The organism is Amycolatopsis sp. N2S4-7, assembly GCF_058119595.1.
The window spans coordinates 2,695,102-2,710,855 of record NZ_CP172299.1 but is presented as its reverse complement, the minus strand read 5'-3'; the positions used below and the strand labels follow the sequence as shown (position 1 = coordinate 2,710,855).

The 15,754-nt window shown below is 71.5% G+C and carries 20 protein-coding genes; 13 read left to right on the top strand and 7 right to left on the bottom strand.

Going from position 1 to position 15,754, the window contains the following annotated elements; translation table 11 throughout:
- The 5 genes from ACH54P_RS12555 (at position 1) to ACH54P_RS12535 (ending at position 4,150) form a co-directional block, all read left to right on the top strand.
- On the top strand, positions 1-342 hold the full coding sequence (locus ACH54P_RS12555; protein ID WP_489912551.1) for a GNAT family N-acetyltransferase: 342 nt from the start codon (positions 1-3) through the stop codon (positions 340-342).
- Positions 343-352: 10 nt separating this feature from the next.
- Complete coding sequence (locus ACH54P_RS12550; protein WP_489912550.1) at positions 353-970, top strand: GNAT family N-acetyltransferase; 618 nt, start codon at positions 353-355, stop codon at positions 968-970.
- A 44-nt stretch (positions 971-1,014) separates the two neighbouring features.
- Positions 1,015-1,881, top strand: coding sequence for an aldo/keto reductase (locus tag ACH54P_RS12545; RefSeq protein WP_489912549.1), 867 nt, complete (start codon positions 1,015-1,017; stop codon positions 1,879-1,881).
- A gap of 39 nt (positions 1,882-1,920) precedes the next feature.
- The gene (locus tag ACH54P_RS12540; protein WP_489912548.1) at positions 1,921-3,330 is read left to right on the top strand and encodes an MFS transporter; all 1,410 of its coding nucleotides are present in this window, start codon (positions 1,921-1,923) and stop codon (positions 3,328-3,330) included.
- Positions 3,331-3,502: 172 nt separating this feature from the next.
- Complete coding sequence (locus ACH54P_RS12535; protein WP_489912547.1) at positions 3,503-4,150, top strand: sigma-70 family RNA polymerase sigma factor; 648 nt, start codon at positions 3,503-3,505, stop codon at positions 4,148-4,150.
- 32 nt (positions 4,151-4,182) lie between these two features.
- Here the strand turns inward: ACH54P_RS12535 and ACH54P_RS12530 are convergent, their stop codons facing one another.
- The gene (locus tag ACH54P_RS12530) at positions 4,183-5,127 is read right to left on the bottom strand and encodes an NADP-dependent oxidoreductase (protein WP_489912546.1); all 945 of its coding nucleotides are present in this window, start codon (positions 5,125-5,127) and stop codon (positions 4,183-4,185) included.
- 93 nt (positions 5,128-5,220) lie between these two features.
- Here ACH54P_RS12530 and ACH54P_RS12525 point away from each other — a divergent pair, with 93 nt between their 5' ends.
- Positions 5,221-5,616 carry an MmcQ/YjbR family DNA-binding protein gene (locus ACH54P_RS12525; protein ID WP_489912545.1) on the top strand — a complete coding sequence of 132 codons (396 nt, stop codon included), beginning with the start codon at positions 5,221-5,223 and terminating at the stop codon, positions 5,614-5,616.
- Positions 5,617-5,641: 25 nt separating this feature from the next.
- Here ACH54P_RS12525 and ACH54P_RS12520 read toward each other — a convergent pair whose 3' ends face one another.
- The gene (locus ACH54P_RS12520) at positions 5,642-6,388 is read right to left on the bottom strand and encodes an SDR family oxidoreductase (protein ID WP_489912544.1); all 747 of its coding nucleotides are present in this window, start codon (positions 6,386-6,388) and stop codon (positions 5,642-5,644) included.
- 102 nt (positions 6,389-6,490) lie between these two features.
- Between ACH54P_RS12520 and ACH54P_RS12515 the strand changes: the two genes are divergently transcribed.
- A complete protein-coding gene (locus tag ACH54P_RS12515; RefSeq protein WP_489912543.1) occupies positions 6,491-6,847 on the top strand; it encodes a hypothetical protein in 357 nt (118 codons plus the stop codon).
- Positions 6,848-6,913: 66 nt separating this feature from the next.
- Positions 6,914-8,113 carry an MFS transporter gene (locus ACH54P_RS12510; RefSeq protein WP_489912542.1) on the top strand — a complete coding sequence of 400 codons (1,200 nt, stop codon included), beginning with the start codon at positions 6,914-6,916 and terminating at the stop codon, positions 8,111-8,113.
- An 8-nt stretch (positions 8,114-8,121) separates the two neighbouring features.
- Here ACH54P_RS12510 and ACH54P_RS12505 read toward each other — a convergent pair whose 3' ends face one another.
- Both ACH54P_RS12505 and ACH54P_RS12500 read right to left on the bottom strand, forming a co-directional pair.
- Positions 8,122-8,370, bottom strand: coding sequence for a hypothetical protein (locus tag ACH54P_RS12505; protein ID WP_489912541.1), 249 nt, complete (start codon positions 8,368-8,370; stop codon positions 8,122-8,124).
- Between the two features lie 23 nt (positions 8,371-8,393).
- The gene (locus tag ACH54P_RS12500) at positions 8,394-9,035 is read right to left on the bottom strand and encodes a DNA glycosylase family protein (RefSeq protein WP_489912540.1); all 642 of its coding nucleotides are present in this window, start codon (positions 9,033-9,035) and stop codon (positions 8,394-8,396) included.
- Between the two features lie 118 nt (positions 9,036-9,153).
- On the opposite strand from ACH54P_RS12500, the gene ACH54P_RS12495 reads away from it, so the two are divergent.
- Genes ACH54P_RS12495 through ACH54P_RS12485 form a run of 3 tightly spaced genes read left to right on the top strand, consistent with a single transcriptional unit; the run spans position 9,154 to position 11,211 of the window.
- Positions 9,154-9,675 carry a carboxymuconolactone decarboxylase family protein gene (locus ACH54P_RS12495; protein ID WP_489912539.1) on the top strand — a complete coding sequence of 174 codons (522 nt, stop codon included), beginning with the start codon at positions 9,154-9,156 and terminating at the stop codon, positions 9,673-9,675.
- 55 nt (positions 9,676-9,730) lie between these two features.
- Positions 9,731-10,525: an isocitrate lyase/PEP mutase family protein gene (locus ACH54P_RS12490; RefSeq protein ID WP_489912538.1), complete on the top strand. Its 795-nt coding sequence runs from the start codon at positions 9,731-9,733 to the stop codon at positions 10,523-10,525.
- Positions 10,526-10,563: 38 nt separating this feature from the next.
- Positions 10,564-11,211, top strand: coding sequence for a nitroreductase family protein (locus ACH54P_RS12485; protein WP_489912537.1), 648 nt, complete (start codon positions 10,564-10,566; stop codon positions 11,209-11,211).
- A gap of 56 nt (positions 11,212-11,267) precedes the next feature.
- On the opposite strand, the gene ACH54P_RS12480 is transcribed toward ACH54P_RS12485, so the two are convergent.
- The 3 genes from ACH54P_RS12480 to ACH54P_RS12470 form a co-directional block, all read right to left on the bottom strand.
- Complete coding sequence (locus tag ACH54P_RS12480; RefSeq protein WP_489912536.1) at positions 11,268-11,657, bottom strand: GNAT family N-acetyltransferase; 390 nt, start codon at positions 11,655-11,657, stop codon at positions 11,268-11,270.
- 46 nt (positions 11,658-11,703) lie between these two features.
- Positions 11,704-12,354 (bottom strand): TetR/AcrR family transcriptional regulator, encoded by a 651-nt coding sequence (locus ACH54P_RS12475; protein WP_489912535.1) that lies wholly within the window; start codon positions 12,352-12,354, stop codon positions 11,704-11,706.
- 90 nt (positions 12,355-12,444) lie between these two features.
- Positions 12,445-13,074, bottom strand: coding sequence for a TetR/AcrR family transcriptional regulator (locus tag ACH54P_RS12470; RefSeq protein ID WP_489912534.1), 630 nt, complete (start codon positions 13,072-13,074; stop codon positions 12,445-12,447).
- A 634-nt stretch (positions 13,075-13,708) separates the two neighbouring features.
- Between ACH54P_RS12470 and ACH54P_RS12465 the strand changes: the two genes are divergently transcribed.
- A complete protein-coding gene (locus tag ACH54P_RS12465; RefSeq protein ID WP_489912533.1) occupies positions 13,709-14,323 on the top strand; it encodes a TetR/AcrR family transcriptional regulator in 615 nt (204 codons plus the stop codon).
- 123 nt (positions 14,324-14,446) lie between these two features.
- Positions 14,447-15,382 carry an NADP-dependent oxidoreductase gene (locus ACH54P_RS12460; protein WP_489912532.1) on the top strand — a complete coding sequence of 312 codons (936 nt, stop codon included), beginning with the start codon at positions 14,447-14,449 and terminating at the stop codon, positions 15,380-15,382.
- Positions 15,383-15,754: the final 372 nt, after the last annotated feature.

The following is a 15,754-nucleotide window of genomic DNA, read 5'->3' as shown; positions in this document are numbered from 1 at the left end:
ATGACCGCCGAGATGGACGTCCGGCGCAACGGCGACACCGGATCGTACGAAGCCGTGGTCGACGGACAGGTCGTCGGCATGATCGTGTACCACGTTCCGCGCGGTGCGCAGCGGGTGACGTTGAGCCACACGATCGTCGAACCCGGGTACCGGGGCCGGGGCATCGCGACGCGGCTGGTGAAGCACGCGTTGGACGACCTGCGCGCCCGAGAGCAGAAGCTCACCAACTACTGCACCTTCGTCGCCGACTACATCGCCGACCACCCCGAATACAAGGACCTGGTCGACGGCCGGTTCCCCGGGCGGGCGACGGTGCCCGAGCGCGCGCCACGCGATCACTGAGGAGGCGGAGTTGACCCGGGCATCGCATGCGGTCGAAATCGACGGACCGCTGATCCGGACCGCCCGCCTGCACCTGACCCCGTGGACCACCTCCGACGCCGAAGCGGCCCTGGGCATCTTCGGCGACGGGGAAGTGGCCCGGTGGCTGGCGCCGGCCATGGCGCGGGTTCCGGACCTGGCCGCCATGCGGCAGCTTCTCGACGGCTGGGTGCCGGCTGGTCCGGCCGCCGAGCCGCCGGCCGGCCGGTGGAAGGTCGCCGAACGCGCCGGCGGGCGGGTGGTGGGTGCGGTCTCGCTGCTGCCGCTGCCGCCCGACGACATCGACCTCGAGGTCGGCGTCCAGATCGCCCGAGCCTGGTGGGGCAACGGTTACGCCGGAGAAGCCGGCGACGCGGTCGCCCACTACGCGTTCGACGCCGGCGTGGACGAGATCTTCGCCGTCGCCCGCCCCGTGAACCGGCGCGCCGCGGCCGCCGCGCGCCGGATGGGCATGGAGTGGGTCGGGCAGACCGGCAAGTACTACGAAACGCGGCTCGATGTGTTCCGCCTCCGCCGGTACGACCTGGACGTACCGGCGCGCCTGGCGCCGCCGGACGCGGAGCCGCCGGGCGAGCTCACCGACATCTGATCCACGCCGACATCGACAGGCCACGCGCCGAAAGAGAAACGACCATGCCCGGAACCCTTCCCGACCGATGCGGTACCTACGCGATCGGCGGACACGAAATCACCCGGCTCGGGCTCGGGACCGCCCAGATGAGCGAGTCCGGCGTCTGGAGCCATCCCGAAGACGCCGCGGAAGCCAAGCGAGTTCTCCGGGAGGCGGTCGACCTCGGGGTGAACCTCATCGACGTCGCCGAGTCCTCCGGGCCCTTCGACTACGAGGAGCTCATCGCCCAGTCGCTGAGCCCGTTCCCCGATGACCTGCTGCTGATGATCAAAGGCGGCCTGCTCCGGACGCCCCAGGGGGAGTGGGAGCCGTTGCCGCGGCCTTCGTTCCTCCGCAAGCAGATCGAGACGCGGCTGTGGTACCTGAAGCTCGACCGCATCCCGCTGTTCCAGCTGCACGGGTTCAGCCCGCACGCGCCGATCGCCGACCAGCTCGGCCTGCTCACCGAGCTGCAACGCGAGGGGAAGATCGGGCGGATCGGGCTGGCGGAAGTGACTCCGGCCGAACTGCGGGAAGCCCGTGACCACGCCGACATCGCGACGGTCCAGGCCGAGTACAACCTCGTCAACCGCGCGGCCGACCCGCTCGTGGACTACGCGGAATCGGTGCACATCGGGTTCATCCCGTGGCTCCCGCTGGCGACCGGGGCACTGGCCGTCGAGGACGGCCCGGTGGCCGAGACGGCCCGGCAGCGCGGTGTCTCGCCGGCGCAGATCGCGCTGGCCTGGCTGTTGAACCGCTCGCCGGCGCTGCTCCCCACCCCCGGCACGCTGAGCGTCCGGCACCTGGAAGAGAACGTGGCCGCGGCCGACATCCGGCTGACGGCGGCCGAAGTCGCCGACCTCGACCGGGTGGTGCCCCGGCCGTAACGGGCGGCGGAAACCGCCAGCACGTGGAAGGTGCTCACCGTGGCCGCTTCGGAAGCCGTCCTGTCACGACCGGTGAGCTTTCCGGTGCGGTCCCGGCAAGGCCGGCGGATTCTGGTCGCGACGGTCCTCGGCGCCGGCATCGCGGGCATCGACGCGAGCGTCGTGACCGTCGCTCTGCCCGCCATCGGCCGGGACCTGGGCGCGAGCTTCGCGTCGCTGCAGTGGACGGTGACCGGGTACACCCTCAGCCTCGCCTCGCTCATCCTGCTCGCCGGCGGGCTGGGCGACCGGTACGGGCGCCGGCGGGTCTTTCTCGCCGGTGTCACGGTTTTCACCATCGCCTCGGTGCTGTGCGCGGCCGTGCCCGACGTGAGCACCCTTGCCGGGGCCCGAATCCTGCAAGGCGTCGGCGGGGCGTTGATGGCACCGGCGAGCATGGCCATCCTGCAGTCGACGATCGCGCCCGGCGACCGCCCGGTGGCGATCGGCACCTGGTCCGGGTTCGCCGGGATCGCGGGAGTGCTGGCGCCGTTCGCCGGCGGGTGGCTGTTGTCGCTGGGGTCGTGGCGCTGGATCTTCCTGATCAACGTGCCGGTGGCGGTCGTCGTGCTGGTGATCAGCCTGCGGCACTTGCCGGAGACCCGCGACGAAGGTTCGTCCGGAATGGACTGGGGTGGTTCGGCGCTGGCGTTCGTTTGCCTCGCGGCGGCGACGTACGCGTTGACCGTGCTGCCGGCCGACCCCGCGCGGCCGTGGGGCTGGGGAAGCGCGGTCGCCGCCGCCGGCGCGGGGGCCGGGTTCGCCTGGTACGAAAGGCGAACGACGTCACCGCTGCTGCCCGCGGCTTTCGTGAAGTCCAGGCCGTTCGTCGCCATCAACGTGCTCACGTTCGTCATCTACGGCGCGTTCGCCGTGTTCTCCATGATCTTCACGATCGCGCTCGAGACGGTCGCCGGGTACAGCCCCGCCGAGGCGGGCAGCACCATGGTGCCGGTCACGGTCCTGAGCCTCGCGCTGTCGAGGCTCAGCGGCAGGCTCGCGGCCCGGATCGGGCCCGGCCCGCAGCTGGCCGTCGGTCCCGTGCTGTGCGGCACGGCGGCGCTGCTGGCCTTGCGGGTCGGGCCGGAGACGGGGTACTGGAGCGTCGCGATCCCGCTCGAGTGCGTGTTCGGCCTCGGGACCGCGACGATGGTGGCACCGTTGACGTCCGTTGCCCTGTCGTCCCTGCCGGGCGGCCACGTCGGCGTCGCGTCCGCGGTCAACAACACCGTGGCGCGCACCGCCGGCTTGCTGGGGGTGGCGGGACTTCCCCCGCTGGTCGGGATCACCGGTGAGGCCTACACGCAGGCCGCGGTGTTCCTGCCCGGTTACCGGGTGGCGTGCGTGGTCTGCGCCGCCGCCATGTTCATCGCGGGCGCCCTCGCCGCGGCGGTGAGACGCCCGCCATAAACTGGACTTTTTAGTCCTGTTTTGTTAGGAAGGGTAGTAGCCCTCGGCGCCGGCCCGCTGGTTCGTGACGGTGCCGAAGATCGATCGTGGAGAGGGGAGGGGGCATGACGTCAGGTGTGTTCCACGTCCGGTCGAGACGCACCACCGGCACCGGGCCGAAACCCCGGTTCGCATGACCACCTCGGCAGTCGGCGGACGGGTCGTGGTCGACGGGCGGAGCTTCGACCCCGAGTCCGCCGCCTGGGTCCGGGAGCTCAGTCCGGGCAGCGCGGATTTCGAAGCCGCCTGCTGCCGGCTGTACGCGATGCTCTTCAAGATCGCGCGGCGGGAGACCGTGCGCAGGTCGCCGGCCCTGCGGCTGACCGGTCCGGAACTCGAGGACCTGGCCCACCAGGCCGCGGCCGACGCGCTCATGCGGATCACCCGCAAGATCGGCGAGTTCCGCGGTGACGCGCAGTTCAAGACCTGGGCGTTCAAGTTCGTGATCCTCGAGGTGTCGACGAAGGTCGGCCGGCACTTCTGGCGCGACCACCGCGTGTTCCCCGACGGGGGCGAGACCGACCGGGCCCCGGCCGCCGTCGGCGACGAACCGCTCCACCAGGTGGAGGCCAACGAGCTGCGGGCCGCCCTCGGCGACGCCATCGAAAACGCGCTGACCGAACGCCAGCGGGCCGTCTTCGTGGCGCTCGCCATCGACAACGTCCCGATGGACGCCCTCGCGGCCGAACTGGACACCAACCGCAACGCCATCTACAAGGCGATGTTCGACGCCCGGCGCAACATCCGCGCCCACCTCGTGGCCCACGACTTCATGTCCTGAACCGGATCCGCGCGGCGACGGCCGCGCTCCCGTTACGGGCGCACGCGGATGATCGTCTTTCCCTTCCGGCGTTCGGTCGGGTTGAAGGCGGCGACGGCGTCGTCGAGGGACGCGATGGTCCCGATGTGGGTCCGTACCCGCCCGTCGCGCACCCGCTGCACGATTTCCCCCAGCTGGATCCGGTCGGCCTCGACCACGAAATCGACTGTGCGGCCGTCGGCGGGCCGGACGTCGGGCGGACCGGCGATCGTGACCAGCGTTCCGCCGGCCCGGACCAGGCGCGCCGAGCGCGCCCCGAGGTCGCCGCCGAACACGTCGAACACCAGGTCCACGTCGCCGACGTCCTCGAGCTGGTCGTTCTCCAGGTCGACGAACTCGTTCGCCCCGAACTCCCGCGCGGTCCGGGCGTCGGCCGCGCGCCCGGTGCCGACGACGTAGGCGCCCGCCTCACGCGCGAGCTGCGTCGCCATCGAGCCGACGGCGCCGGCCGCGCCGTGCACGAGGACACGTTGTCCCGCCTCCAGGCGGCCGTGCACGAACAGACCCTGCCACGCGGTGAGGCCGGACATGACGACACCCGCGCCGGTGGTGAAGTCGACATCGCCGGGCAGCGGCGCCAGGTTGCGTGCCTCGACAACCGCGTACTCCGCCAGGGTTCCGTCGCGCGTCCAGTCCGTCAGGCCGAACACCCGCTGACCGACCGACAGTCCGGCGGCGCCGTAGCTCAGCGCGGAAACCACGCCGGCCACCTCGTGCCCGGGGATCGACGGCGTCCGGTCCCGCCCGCGGCGGTCGATCCACGTCGAGGGCCACGACAGCTCGTCCCAGGTGAACCCCGACGCGTGGACCTCGACAACCACGTCGCCGTAGTTCGCCCCGGAAAGATCGGCGAGCTTCGCCACGTCCGGATCGGGGCGCTCCGCCAGCGTCATCCCCGCCCTGCCCGCGGCCTCGTCCGTCACCACGATCGCCTTCATCCGGTGCCACTTCCCTTCGCGCTGGAGTTCGGTGCAGCAGCTACTATGGACGACTTGGTCCATTCAGGTCTACCCCCGAAGGAGTCGAACACCGTGGACGGACAGCAGCTGCAGCAGATCGCCGGTGACCGCGCCGCGGGTCTTCCGTACGCCGACCTCGAGCGTCGATCCGCGCCCGGCTGGGACCTCTACAAGGTGCGCGGCAAGGTCTTCCTGCTCATGACCGACCTGCCGGGACGCCCGGTCGTGATCCTGAAAGCCGACCCGGACCACGCCGCGGCGCTGCGCGAACGGCACTCGGACATCACCCCCGGCTATCACATGGACAAGAAGCACTGGATCACTTTGGAGGGTGGCGGCACCGTCGGCGAGGAGCTGGTGACCGAGCTCGTGCTCGACTCCTACCGGCTGGTGGTCGAGGGGCTGCCGCGGTCGCGGCGGCCGGTCGTCCCCGAACGCGACGCCCGGCCGTCGCCCGCCGAGACGTAGGTCGGCGCCCGTGGCGGCAGGCCGGTCAGATGGCCAACCCCGCGCCGCCGGACACCACGATCTCCTGGCCGGTCACGTACGCGGCCTCGTCCGAAGCCAGGAACGCGACGGTGCCGGCGATGTCCTCGGGCCGGGCGAGGCGGCCGAACGGGTTCTTCTCCGCCATCGCCGTCAGCGTCGCCGCGACGTCGTCGGTCTGCGTGCCGAGCGCGGTGCGCGTCATCGGGGTGTCGGTGAATCCCGGGCTCACCGCGTTGATCCGGATGCGGCGCGGGGCGAGCTCGAGGGCGAGGGTCGGGAGCATGGCCAGCATCGCTCCGTGGGACCCGGCCGCGACGCTGTTGCCGGTGAGGCTGCGGGTGGCTCCGATGCCGACGGTGACGATGACGGAAGCACCGCCGGACAGCAGCGGCAACGCCTTGGCGAGCGTGAAGAACTGGCCCTTGGTGTTGACGGCGAAGACCTCGTCGTACGCGGCTTCGTCGCAGTTTTCCAGGGTCATCGGAAGGCTGACGCCGGCGTTCAGGAACAGCGTTGTCAGGCTCCCGAACCGGGCGCCGACTTCGGCCATGACCGTGTCCGTGTCCGCGAGCGAGCGAGCGTCGGCCCGCAGGACCAGAACGTCCTCGGGCAGCTCCTCCCGGGCCCGGGCGACGCTTTCCGGACGTTGCCCGGTGACCGCGACGCGGTATCCGCGGCGGTGCAGGGCTTCGGCGGCCGCCCTTCCGATCCCGCTGGTGCCGCCCGTGATCAGGACCGTACGTGCCGACATGTGATCACTCCAGTGTGGTGGGTCGTCTTGCCGGGCATCATGCCGCAGAGAGGACTATCGAGTCCACTTGTCTGGGCGGGCCAGGTCTGCGACGCTGGAGGCGTGACCATGACTCGCACCGGCAAGCATGCGACCAAGGAACAACGTGCCGCCGCCGAGCGGATCGTCTCGGCCGACGAGCAGGCCCTGCGCGACGTCGGCTTATCGCACCGCAAGACCCGGAGGATCCGGGTGCTCGCCCAGCACGCGGACGACGGCCTGCTGGAGCCCGCCAGGCTCGCGGCGATGGCCGACGCCGAAGTCCAGGCCAAGCTCGGGGCCCTGCCGGGTCTCGGTCCCTCGTCGGCGCAGCGGTTCCTGGTGCGCTACCTGCGCAGGCCGGACGTCTTCCTGGCCGACGATCTCGCCGCGCGCCTCACGACGACGGACAGCCATAGCGGACTGTATAGTCCAACTTGAGATGGTGGTCCCGGAACGAGCCGCGCGGCCCGACCCGGTCGAGAAGGGCGTTACCCGATGCGAGACGTGGCACCGAGACCCGGCGTCGAACGGCTTTCCCCGGCTTTCCCGGCCGGGGTGGTGTCGCTCGTGGCGTCGTTCGCCGCGGTGGGCTCCACGATCCCGCTGTTCAACGTCTACCGGGCCGAGGAAGGCTTCACCAACGCCGACATCTCGATCACCGTCGTCGCCTACTCCGTCGCCACCCTCGGCACGTTGCTGGTGCTGGGCCGGGTCTCCGGCCACCTGGGACGGCGTCCCACCTCGATCGCGAGCCTCGGCCTGCTCCTGCTGGGCTGTGTGCTCCTGCTGAACGTGCACCACGTCGGCGTCCTGATCGCGGGGCGGCTCCTGATGGGCTTCGGTGCCGGCCTGGCCAGCAGCAGCCTCACGTCCTACATCGTCGATGCCGCACCGGCCAGACCGGCCTGGCTGGCTTCGGTCGCGTCGAGCCAGACGGTCATGCTCGGCCTCGCGGTCGGCGCCATCGGTTCCGGCGCGCTGGTGCAGTTCGGTCCCTGGCCGCGCGAGCTGATCTACCTCGTGGTGATCGGCCTGCTCCTGCTGTCGGCCGTGCTCATCTTCGTCAGCCCGGATACCGTGACCCCGGCGCCGGGCCTCTGGCGATCGCTGCGTCCCCGGGTCCGCGTTCCGGCCGGGGTCAAGCACCTGGTCCCCGTCGCGGCGGCGGTGTTGCTGGCGACCTGGGCGACCGGGGCGTTCTACCAGGCGTTCGTGCCGGCGCTCGTCGCAGACCAGCTCCACACGCGCAGCCCGCTCGCCCTCGGGCTGGTGTTCGCCGCCTACATGGGACCGAGTGCGATCGGCGCGCCGATCAGCGGCCGGTTCGCGCCCGCGGTGGCGCAGCGGGCCGGCATGCTCGGGTTCCTGGCCGGCATGATCGGCATCATCGCGGCGGTCACGACCGGCGCGCTGGTGCTGTTCTTCGCGGCGACCGTCGTCGCGGGGGCGAGCCAAGGCATCGCGATCAGCGCCGCCACTCGCGGCCTGCTGGCGGGCAGCGGCGTGGCCGACCGGGCCTCGATCTTCACGGTCGTCTACCTCTTCTCCTACTGCGGCGCGACGATTCCCGCCCTCGTCGCCGGCCGGCTTTCCACGACGTTCTCGCTCCCGCAGATCGCCGTCGGGTACGGCGCGCTCGCCCTCGTCGCCACCGTGTTCACCGTGGTCGCCGCCCGCGATCCGGAGGCCGGGCCGCGGCGCTGACGCGCTCGTCAGCCGAACGGCCGCGCGCGCGGTGCCCGGTGGCGGCGCCGCGGCGCCGCGCGGGGCGTGAGCTCGAGAACGCGGACCACCCGGTACCGGTGCGGCCGCCACGGCCGATAGAACGCTTCGACCTCTTCATCGGCCAGGGGGCGGCCGGCCAGCGCCAGGCCGGTCATCCGGCCGAGGCCGAAGTCGCCGAGCGGGAGCGCGTCGGCGTCGCCGAGCGCGCGGTGCCCGACCTGCGCCGCAGTCCACACCCCGACACCCGGCATCGCCGACATCAGCCGGTAGACCCGGGCGGGGTCGGCGGCGGCACGTTCGAGCTTGCCCGCGTGCCGGGCGGCGAGCCCGACGGTCTTCGAGCGCTGCAGGTCGACTCCGGCTCGCCGCCAGTCCCAGATCGGGATCTTCGCCCACACGCCGGGGGAGGCACGACCCGCATCGCCGCGGGAGCGGGGCCCGGCGCCGGGGTGCCGTGGGTGCGGAGCAGCCGGGCCCAGGCGGCCTGGGCGCCCAGGCTGACGCCCCGCTGCTCGAGGACCGCGGGCACGAACGCCTCGAACACGCGGCCCGTGCGGGGTACGCGCAGGCCCGGCAGCCGACGCCAGGCTCGTTCGAGAACGGGGTGGGCGGGCCGGAACTCCTCGGGGTGGTCGTGGGCACCCAGTTCGGCGGGGATGTTCTCGACGAGCTCGCCGGCGCCCGGGCCCCACGCGTCGACGTCCAGGTCGTCGGGGCGGTGTTGCCGGATCCGGTAGGTGACCGGTCCCGTCGAGGTCAAGGCCGTCCGCCACAGGCTGCCGTCGGCTTCCTCGCGGTGGGTGGGATCGTGCCGTCCGCGCCGCAGGCTCTTGAGCGTCAGCTTCGCGTCCACGGGGAAGGCCGGCTGCCAGTGCCGTGACCGGTCCGGCCGAGCATCCATGATCTTCTCCCTGGCCGGGCCTTCGGCTCAGCTGTGGACTATATAGTCCATAGTAAGCCGTAAGAGCCGGCGCCGGCCCGACGCTCAAGACTCACACACCATCGGAGGTTGATTCACCGTGTCACGATTGGCCGTTCCCGAGGACATCCCCGCCGGTTCGCGGCAGATCCTCGAAGGGGTTGGTGCGCAGCTCGGCTTCGTCCCGGAGATGTTCAAGGTCATCGCGTCGAACCCGGCCGTGCTCGAAGCCGTCACCACGTTGCAGGGCAAGCTGAGCCGGGTGCTGGACGCGCGGACCCGGCACAGCATCGCGCTGTCGGTGTCGGAAGCGAACGGCTGCGACTACTGCCTGGCCATGCACACGTACGTGTCGTCCGAGTTCGGCGGCATGTCGGACGAAGACATCGCCTTGGGCCGGACCGGCGGCTCGGTCGACCCCCAGCGTGCCGCGGCCGCCCGGTTCGCGCACCGGCTGGTGGACAGCCGCGGCCGGGTCGGCGACGAGGACCTGACCGAGGTGCGGGCGGCCGGGTACACCGACTCGCAGATCCTGGCGATCGTCGCGGTCGCGGTGCAGGCGTTGCTCACCAACTTCATCAACAACGTCAACCAGACCGGCATCGACATCCCCGCCGTCTGAGCGGCCGAACCAGGAAAGGTGCGAAATGCCGGGCTCCGCGCTCTATGAGCAATTCATGGCGCTGCACACCCGCGAAGGGGGCCTCGTTCTGCCGAACGCCTGGGACGGCCTCTCGGCTCTGCTCCTGGCCGACGCCGGTTTCGAGGCCGTCGCGACGTCGTCGGCAGCGCTCGCCGCCACGCTCGGCCGGTCCGACGGCAGGCACGAAGTCACCCGCGGCGAGCACCTCGAGCACGCCTGCCTGCTCGGCCGGCTCACCGGGCTGCCGGTGAACGGGGACTTCGAAGACGGCTACGGCGACAAGCCCGAAGCCGTCGCGGCGACCGTCGAAGCCGCCGTCGCGCACGGCTTGGCAGGCATCGGGATCGAAGACACCTCGGGCGACCACGGCCGGCCCATCCGCGGCTTCGACGAAGCCGTCGACCGCGTGCGCGGCGCCGTCGCCGCGGCGAAGCGGCGCATCGTCGTCACCGGCCGGACCGACAACTTCCTCCAGGGCCGGCCGGATCTCGATGACACGATCCGGCGCTTGACGGCCTTCGCCGAGGTCGGCGCGGACGTGGTGTTCGCGCCGTTCCCGCCCGACCTCGACGCACTCGGCGCGATCGTCGCGGCCGTCGCGCCGACGCCGGTCAACGTTCTCGTGTCTCCTTCGGACAAGGTGCTGACCGTCGCGGAACTGCGGCAGGCGGGCGTCAAGCGCATCAGCTTGGGCCCGTTCCTGTACGCCGGCGCGATGGCCGCACTGGAGCAAGCCACGAAGGCGCTCGTCGCGGGCGATCTCGCGGCCGCCACCGCGGGCATGAGCTTCGACCGGATCGGCGAGCTGATCGCCGGCGCCAAGCACTGACGTACCCACCCATCACTCGAAAGAAGAGGCAAACCGCCATGGATCTCGACAAGCTCATGAACCAGCACCTCACGAGGGCGTTCGACGGCAGCAGGACCATTCCGGAAGAATCCCTCCAGCAGCTGCTGCGGTTCATGCGGTCCGCGCCGACGTCGACGAACATCCAGCCCAACCACTTCTACGTCCTCGCGTCGGCCGAAGCCAAGCGGCAGCTCGCGGACAACCTGGGGGAGCGGTTCCAGGACAACAGCGGGAAGATCCTGAACTCGTCGCACAGCCTCATCCTCACCACCCGGGCGGACGTGCCGGACAGCCACCTCGACGAGGTGTTCGGCAAGGAAGACGCCGACGGCCGGTTCCCCGATCCGGCGAAGCGCGCGATGTGGCAGTACATGACGCGGGACTTCCTGAACCTGCGCAACTACGCGTACAAGGATCTCAACCACTGGATGGAAAAGCAGACGTACATGGTGATGGGGATGACCATGATGGCGGCCGTCGAACTCGGCTTCGACGCGACGCCGCTGGAAGGGTTCGACCCGACCAGCGTCGACAAGGCGTTCAAGATCCGCGAAACCGGGCACACCACGACCGTGCTGATGGCGCTCGGCTACCCCGACAGGGAAAAGGCTTACAAGGGCCCGATTTCGCGGTTCGACGCCGATCGGCTGTTCACCTTCATGTAGACCGGGGACACCCGGCTGCTCGACCTGCCCCGCAGGGGGAGCAGCCCGGCGCGGGCTCAGTCCAGAAAGCGGTCGTAGCTGATGAAACCGCGGGATACGGCCACCTTGTCGTAGAGGAGCCGGGCGCGTACGTTGTCCTGCTGGGTGAGCCAGTAAAGCCGCGCCGCGCCGTGGTCCCGGGCGACCTGGGCGACGTACTCGATCAGGCTCCGCCCGACGCCGCGCCCGCGTTCGGCTTCCTCCACGAACAAGTCCTGCAGGTAACACGACCGAGCCGCCCACGGGTTGGCATGGAACAGGTAATGCGCGAAGCCGACCGTTCGCCCGCTGTCGAGCCGGGCGGCGCAGCCGAACACGTCCTCGGCGCGGCGCAGCCGCCGCCACGTCCGCTCGTAACCCTCGTCCGGGACTTCGGTGCGGTAGAACTCCTTGTAGCCGCGCGCCAAGGTTTCCAGCGGGCCCGGTCACCCTCTTGAAGCGGACTGATTTCGATCATTCGTCCACTGTCGACAGAGAATGCGCGAAGGGCGGGAAATCGTCAGCCGGGGCGACCCGCAAATGCTCGAGCGACACATCGAGCACCGTCGCCAGCTGCCCGGGGTCACGCGTGGTCCGGGCGAGCAGGAACCCGCCCTGCAGTGCCCCCATGACGGCCGTGGCGATCGTGCGGGGGTCCACGCGGGAGTCCAGCTCCCCGCGCTCCTGGACGCGCCGGAAGGCCCCGGCGAGGAGGCCTTCCCACGCCGCGAACCCGGCGACCAGGGCGTGGTGCCCGCGGTCGTGGCGCCCGGCGAGCCCGCCGATGAGAGACCCGATCGGGCAACCGCCGACGCCACCGGTGACCTGGTTGTCCTCGACGAGCTTGTCGCGCCACGCCCGGAGGTCCGAGAGTGAGCGCACTCCTTCGAGCAGCGCCTTCTGGGCGGTCAGCACGCCGGCGACCTGCGCGTGCACCACGGCCTCGATGAGCGCCTCGTCGTTCTCGAAGACTCGCCGGAGCTGCGTCTCGGCGACGCCGCTCGCGGCTGCGACCTCGGCGAGGGTGATCTCACCCAGCGGGCGGTCGCGCAACAGGTCGATCGCCGCGGTCACGGCCGGCCGGCGCGCATCCTCGACGTGCCTCCCGGTCTGGTCACCCGACATGCCCCGAACACTAGCGGACGGGCGCGGCGCGGTACACCTCGACCTGGGCAGTTTTTGGACGCTATCGTCCACTGCGGCCGCGTGGAGCGGCTAGGTGGCCCGGAAGGTGCGGACGTGGTCGATCGCCAGGTCGAGGGTCTGCTTCATCGGCGCCGCCGACCGGGCCATCCGGGCGATGAGGTAGCCACCCTGCAGTGCGGCCACCAGGAACGTGGCGAGCTTCTCCGGGGTGGCGTCCGGCCGGAGCGCGCCGGAGGAGCGCATCCGGACCAGCGCCTCGGCCAGCAGTTCTTCCCAGATCTCGAAGTACTTCGCGAGCAGCACGCGGGCTTCTTCGTCCCGGTCGGCCAGCTCGGCGGCGAGTGAGCCGAGCGCGCAGCCGTGGGCGCCGTTCGGGAGGGCGGCGCGCCGGACGGTCGCGTCGCGCCAGCGTTCGAGGCCGCGGATCGAGTTCAGCCGCCGCAGCTGGTCCTCCTGCTGCCCGATGAGCTGCGTGCCCTGCGCCACCACGACCTCGCGCACGAGGGCGGTCTTGTCGGGGAAGTGGTGGTACAGCTGGGACTTGCTGGCGCTGCTGGCGGCCCGGACGTCGTCGAGCGTGGTCGCGGCCACCCCTTTGACCCGCATGAGGTCGACGGCCGCCTGCACGATGCGGGACCGGGTCGCCGCGCCACGCGCGGTCAGCCGGGTTGACTGCGTCGTGCCCTCCGGTGCGTCCACGGCCGTCAGGTTACCGCACCGGATGCCTTGAGCACGGTCAACATCTGGACCGCACGGTCCACGATGAGCCCACGTGGTGCAGCGGTGGGCAGGACTTACGGAAGCCGTACGACTGACTTCCCTGACAGGTGGACATGATCTGCATGGACGCTATGGTCCAGTATACGGTGAGTTTCATGGTGGATCCACCCCGACGTCGGCAGCGCGGACGTCGGGGAGCTCGTCGCGGAGGTGGTGCGCAGCCAGGTGCACGAGGTCTTCGCGGTCCCCGGGCACCGGCTGACGACCGCCGCCGGCCTCGACAACCTGTGCCGGTGGCGGGACGACGTCGTGGCCGCGTACCGCGCCACCCGGGTCCCGGCCGGATACCGCTGGGCATCGTCGTGCACGAGGCGACCGGACACGACGGCCGCGCCGGCCGGGCGCTCGCGGCGAACCTCGCCCCTGGCCGTCCGCGCTCGGGCACGCGTTCTCGCGGCTGCGCGATCGGGGAGCGCTCGCCCCGTGCGTGCCGCCGGCGGAGCCGGCGACCGCGGTCATGGGGGCGCGGCCGGACGAGGTGCTGGAGCCGTTCGCCATGATGCTGCGCCACGTCATGTCCGTCTTCGCAGGTCCGGTGGGGTAGCCTGACGGTGTGGCAGAACCGGAGCGCACGCGGTTGACGGCCCGGGGCGCGGCGACCCGAGCCCGGATCCTGGACGCGGCGGTCGAGCTGATGTCCGTGAAGGGCGCGACCGCGACCACGTTGGACGACGTGCGCGCGGCCAGCGGCACGAGCAAGTCGCAACTTTACCACCACTTCCCGGACAAGGACGCTTTGGTCCAAGAGGTCATCGGCCGCCGGGCGCAGGACCTGCTTTCCTGGCACGAAGGGCAGCTCAAGCGGCTGAACTCGATGCGCGGTCTGGAGCGGTGGCGGGACGCGGTCGTCCAGCACAACGCCCTGCACGACGGCGCCTACGGCTGTCCCCTCGGTTCGCTGGCGAGTGAACTCTCCGATCGCAACGAGCGAGCGCGCACGGAGCTGGCCGCGCATTTCGCGACGTGGGAAGGCCTGATCGCGGACGGCCTGGAACGGATGCGAGCCGCGGGCAAACTGAGGCCGGACGCCGACCCGCGGCGGCTCGCGGTCGGGCTGATGGGTGCGCTGCAGGGCGGGTACCTGCTCGCGCAGACCAAACAGGACGTCACCCCGATGAAAATCGCCCTGGACATGGCGCTCGACGGCATCCGGGCGTTCCAGGCCTGATCCCGGCCCCGGGCGTAAGACGACGCGCCCCTCGTACGCAGAAACAGTGTCCCACCCGGGACTGCCGCCGAACTCGGCGGCTCGCTCGATGTGAGGCGGAGAATCGTGGTGCTAGGCGCTGGAGTGCGGGAAATCGGTGGCCGGGTCGAGCTGCTCGACCTGCCGGAGCCGACCGGCCCGGGGCCGGGCGAAGTGGTGATCGACGTCGCGGCGGCCGGCGTCGGCAACTGGGACGACATCGTCCGTTCGGGCGGGTGGGACGTCGGGCTGACCCCGCCGATGGCGCTCGGCGTGGAGGTGGCCGGGACGGTGGTCGCGGTCGGTTCGAACGTGACGGGCTTCCGGCCGGGCGACGAAGTGCTCGGCCATCCGCTCCCGCTGCGTCACCAGGGCTGCTGGGCCGAGCGGGTGGTGGTCGACGCGGAACTGGTCGTGGCGAAACCCCCGGGCGTGCCGTGGGAGACGGCGGCGGCGTTCCCCGTGCCCGCCCTGACCGCCGAGCAAGTGCTCTCCGAGTCCCTTCGCGTCGCCGAGAACGAGACGCTGCTCGTCCACGGCGCGGGTGGGGCGACCGGTGGGCTGGCCGTGCGGCTCGCGGCCCTGCGCGGCGCCCGGGTGATCGCCACCGCCGGGCCCGCGAGCGCCGCTCGGGTGGCCCGGGCCGGCGCGGCCGAGGTCGTCGACTACCACGACCGGAGCTGGCCGGACCGGGTCCGCGAGTGGGCCGGCGGCGACGGCGTCGACACGGCCCTGAATGCCGTCGCCGGCGGCATTGCCGACACCCTCCTCACGGTGCGCGAAGGCGGCCGGCTGGCGACGATCACCAGCGACCCGCCGCCCGCCGCGCGGGGCATCAGCGTCGCGAACGTCTACGTGCGCCCGGACGCCGCCCAGCTCGCGAAGCTGAGCGCGCTGCTCGGCGAGGGCGAGCTGACCCTGCCGGTGGGCATCACCCTGCCGCTGGCCGAGGCGGCGGCCGCGCTCGAGCGCGCGGTCCGGGGCGCCAACGGCGGCCCGGTCGTCCTGCGCGCCGACCAGCAGCAGCCGTCGAAGAGCTGAGTCCGCCGTTCCACCACCCGACGGGACAGGAACCCGCACGAGAACGGCAAGGCACTGATCACCCGCGTGGCGCCCGGCGCCGCCGCGGCCGGAACGATCGACCTCACCGCGTCCGGCGACGGAAAGTTCCTGTACGCCCAGGGCGCGAAGAACGGGGAAGTCGCCACGTTCCGCATCGGCCACGACGGCGACCTGACGGCGGTCGGCGCGACCGCGGTGCCGGACGCGGCCGGCGTCCGCTTGGGAGCTGTTCTTCGACCTCGTTCTCCCTTCGGGTCACCGCGCCGATCCTCGCCGGGACGGTCGCCGTTCTCGTGTGGCGACGGCCTTTCCAGCTCGAGGAGTAAGACCGGGCCCGCCCGCGACACCAAT

Bases quoted from the DNA above. Each gene is read 5' to 3' on its own strand.
- ACH54P_RS12490 (WP_489912538.1), top strand. From the start codon at position 9,731: ATGGCGCTGCACACCCGCGAAGGGGGCCTCGTTCTGCCGAACGCCTGG.
- ACH54P_RS12545 (WP_489912549.1), top strand. From the start codon at position 1,015: ATGCCCGGAACCCTTCCCGACCGATGCGGTACCTACGCGATCGGCGGA.
- ACH54P_RS12535 (WP_489912547.1), top strand. From the start codon at position 3,503: ATGACCACCTCGGCAGTCGGCGGACGGGTCGTGGTCGACGGGCGGAGC.
- ACH54P_RS12555 (WP_489912551.1), top strand. From the start codon at position 1: ATGACCGCCGAGATGGACGTCCGGCGCAACGGCGACACCGGATCGTAC.
- ACH54P_RS12530 (WP_489912546.1), bottom strand. From the start codon at position 5,127: ATGAAGGCGATCGTGGTGACGGACGAGGCCGCGGGCAGGGCGGGGATG.
- ACH54P_RS12520 (WP_489912544.1), bottom strand. From the start codon at position 6,388: ATGTCGGCACGTACGGTCCTGATCACGGGCGGCACCAGCGGGATCGGA.
- ACH54P_RS12500 (WP_489912540.1), bottom strand. From the start codon at position 9,035: ATGGATGCTCGGCCGGACCGGTCACGGCACTGGCAGCCGGCCTTCCCC.
- ACH54P_RS12485 (WP_489912537.1), top strand. From the start codon at position 10,564: ATGGATCTCGACAAGCTCATGAACCAGCACCTCACGAGGGCGTTCGAC.
- ACH54P_RS12475 (WP_489912535.1), bottom strand. From the start codon at position 12,354: ATGTCGGGTGACCAGACCGGGAGGCACGTCGAGGATGCGCGCCGGCCG.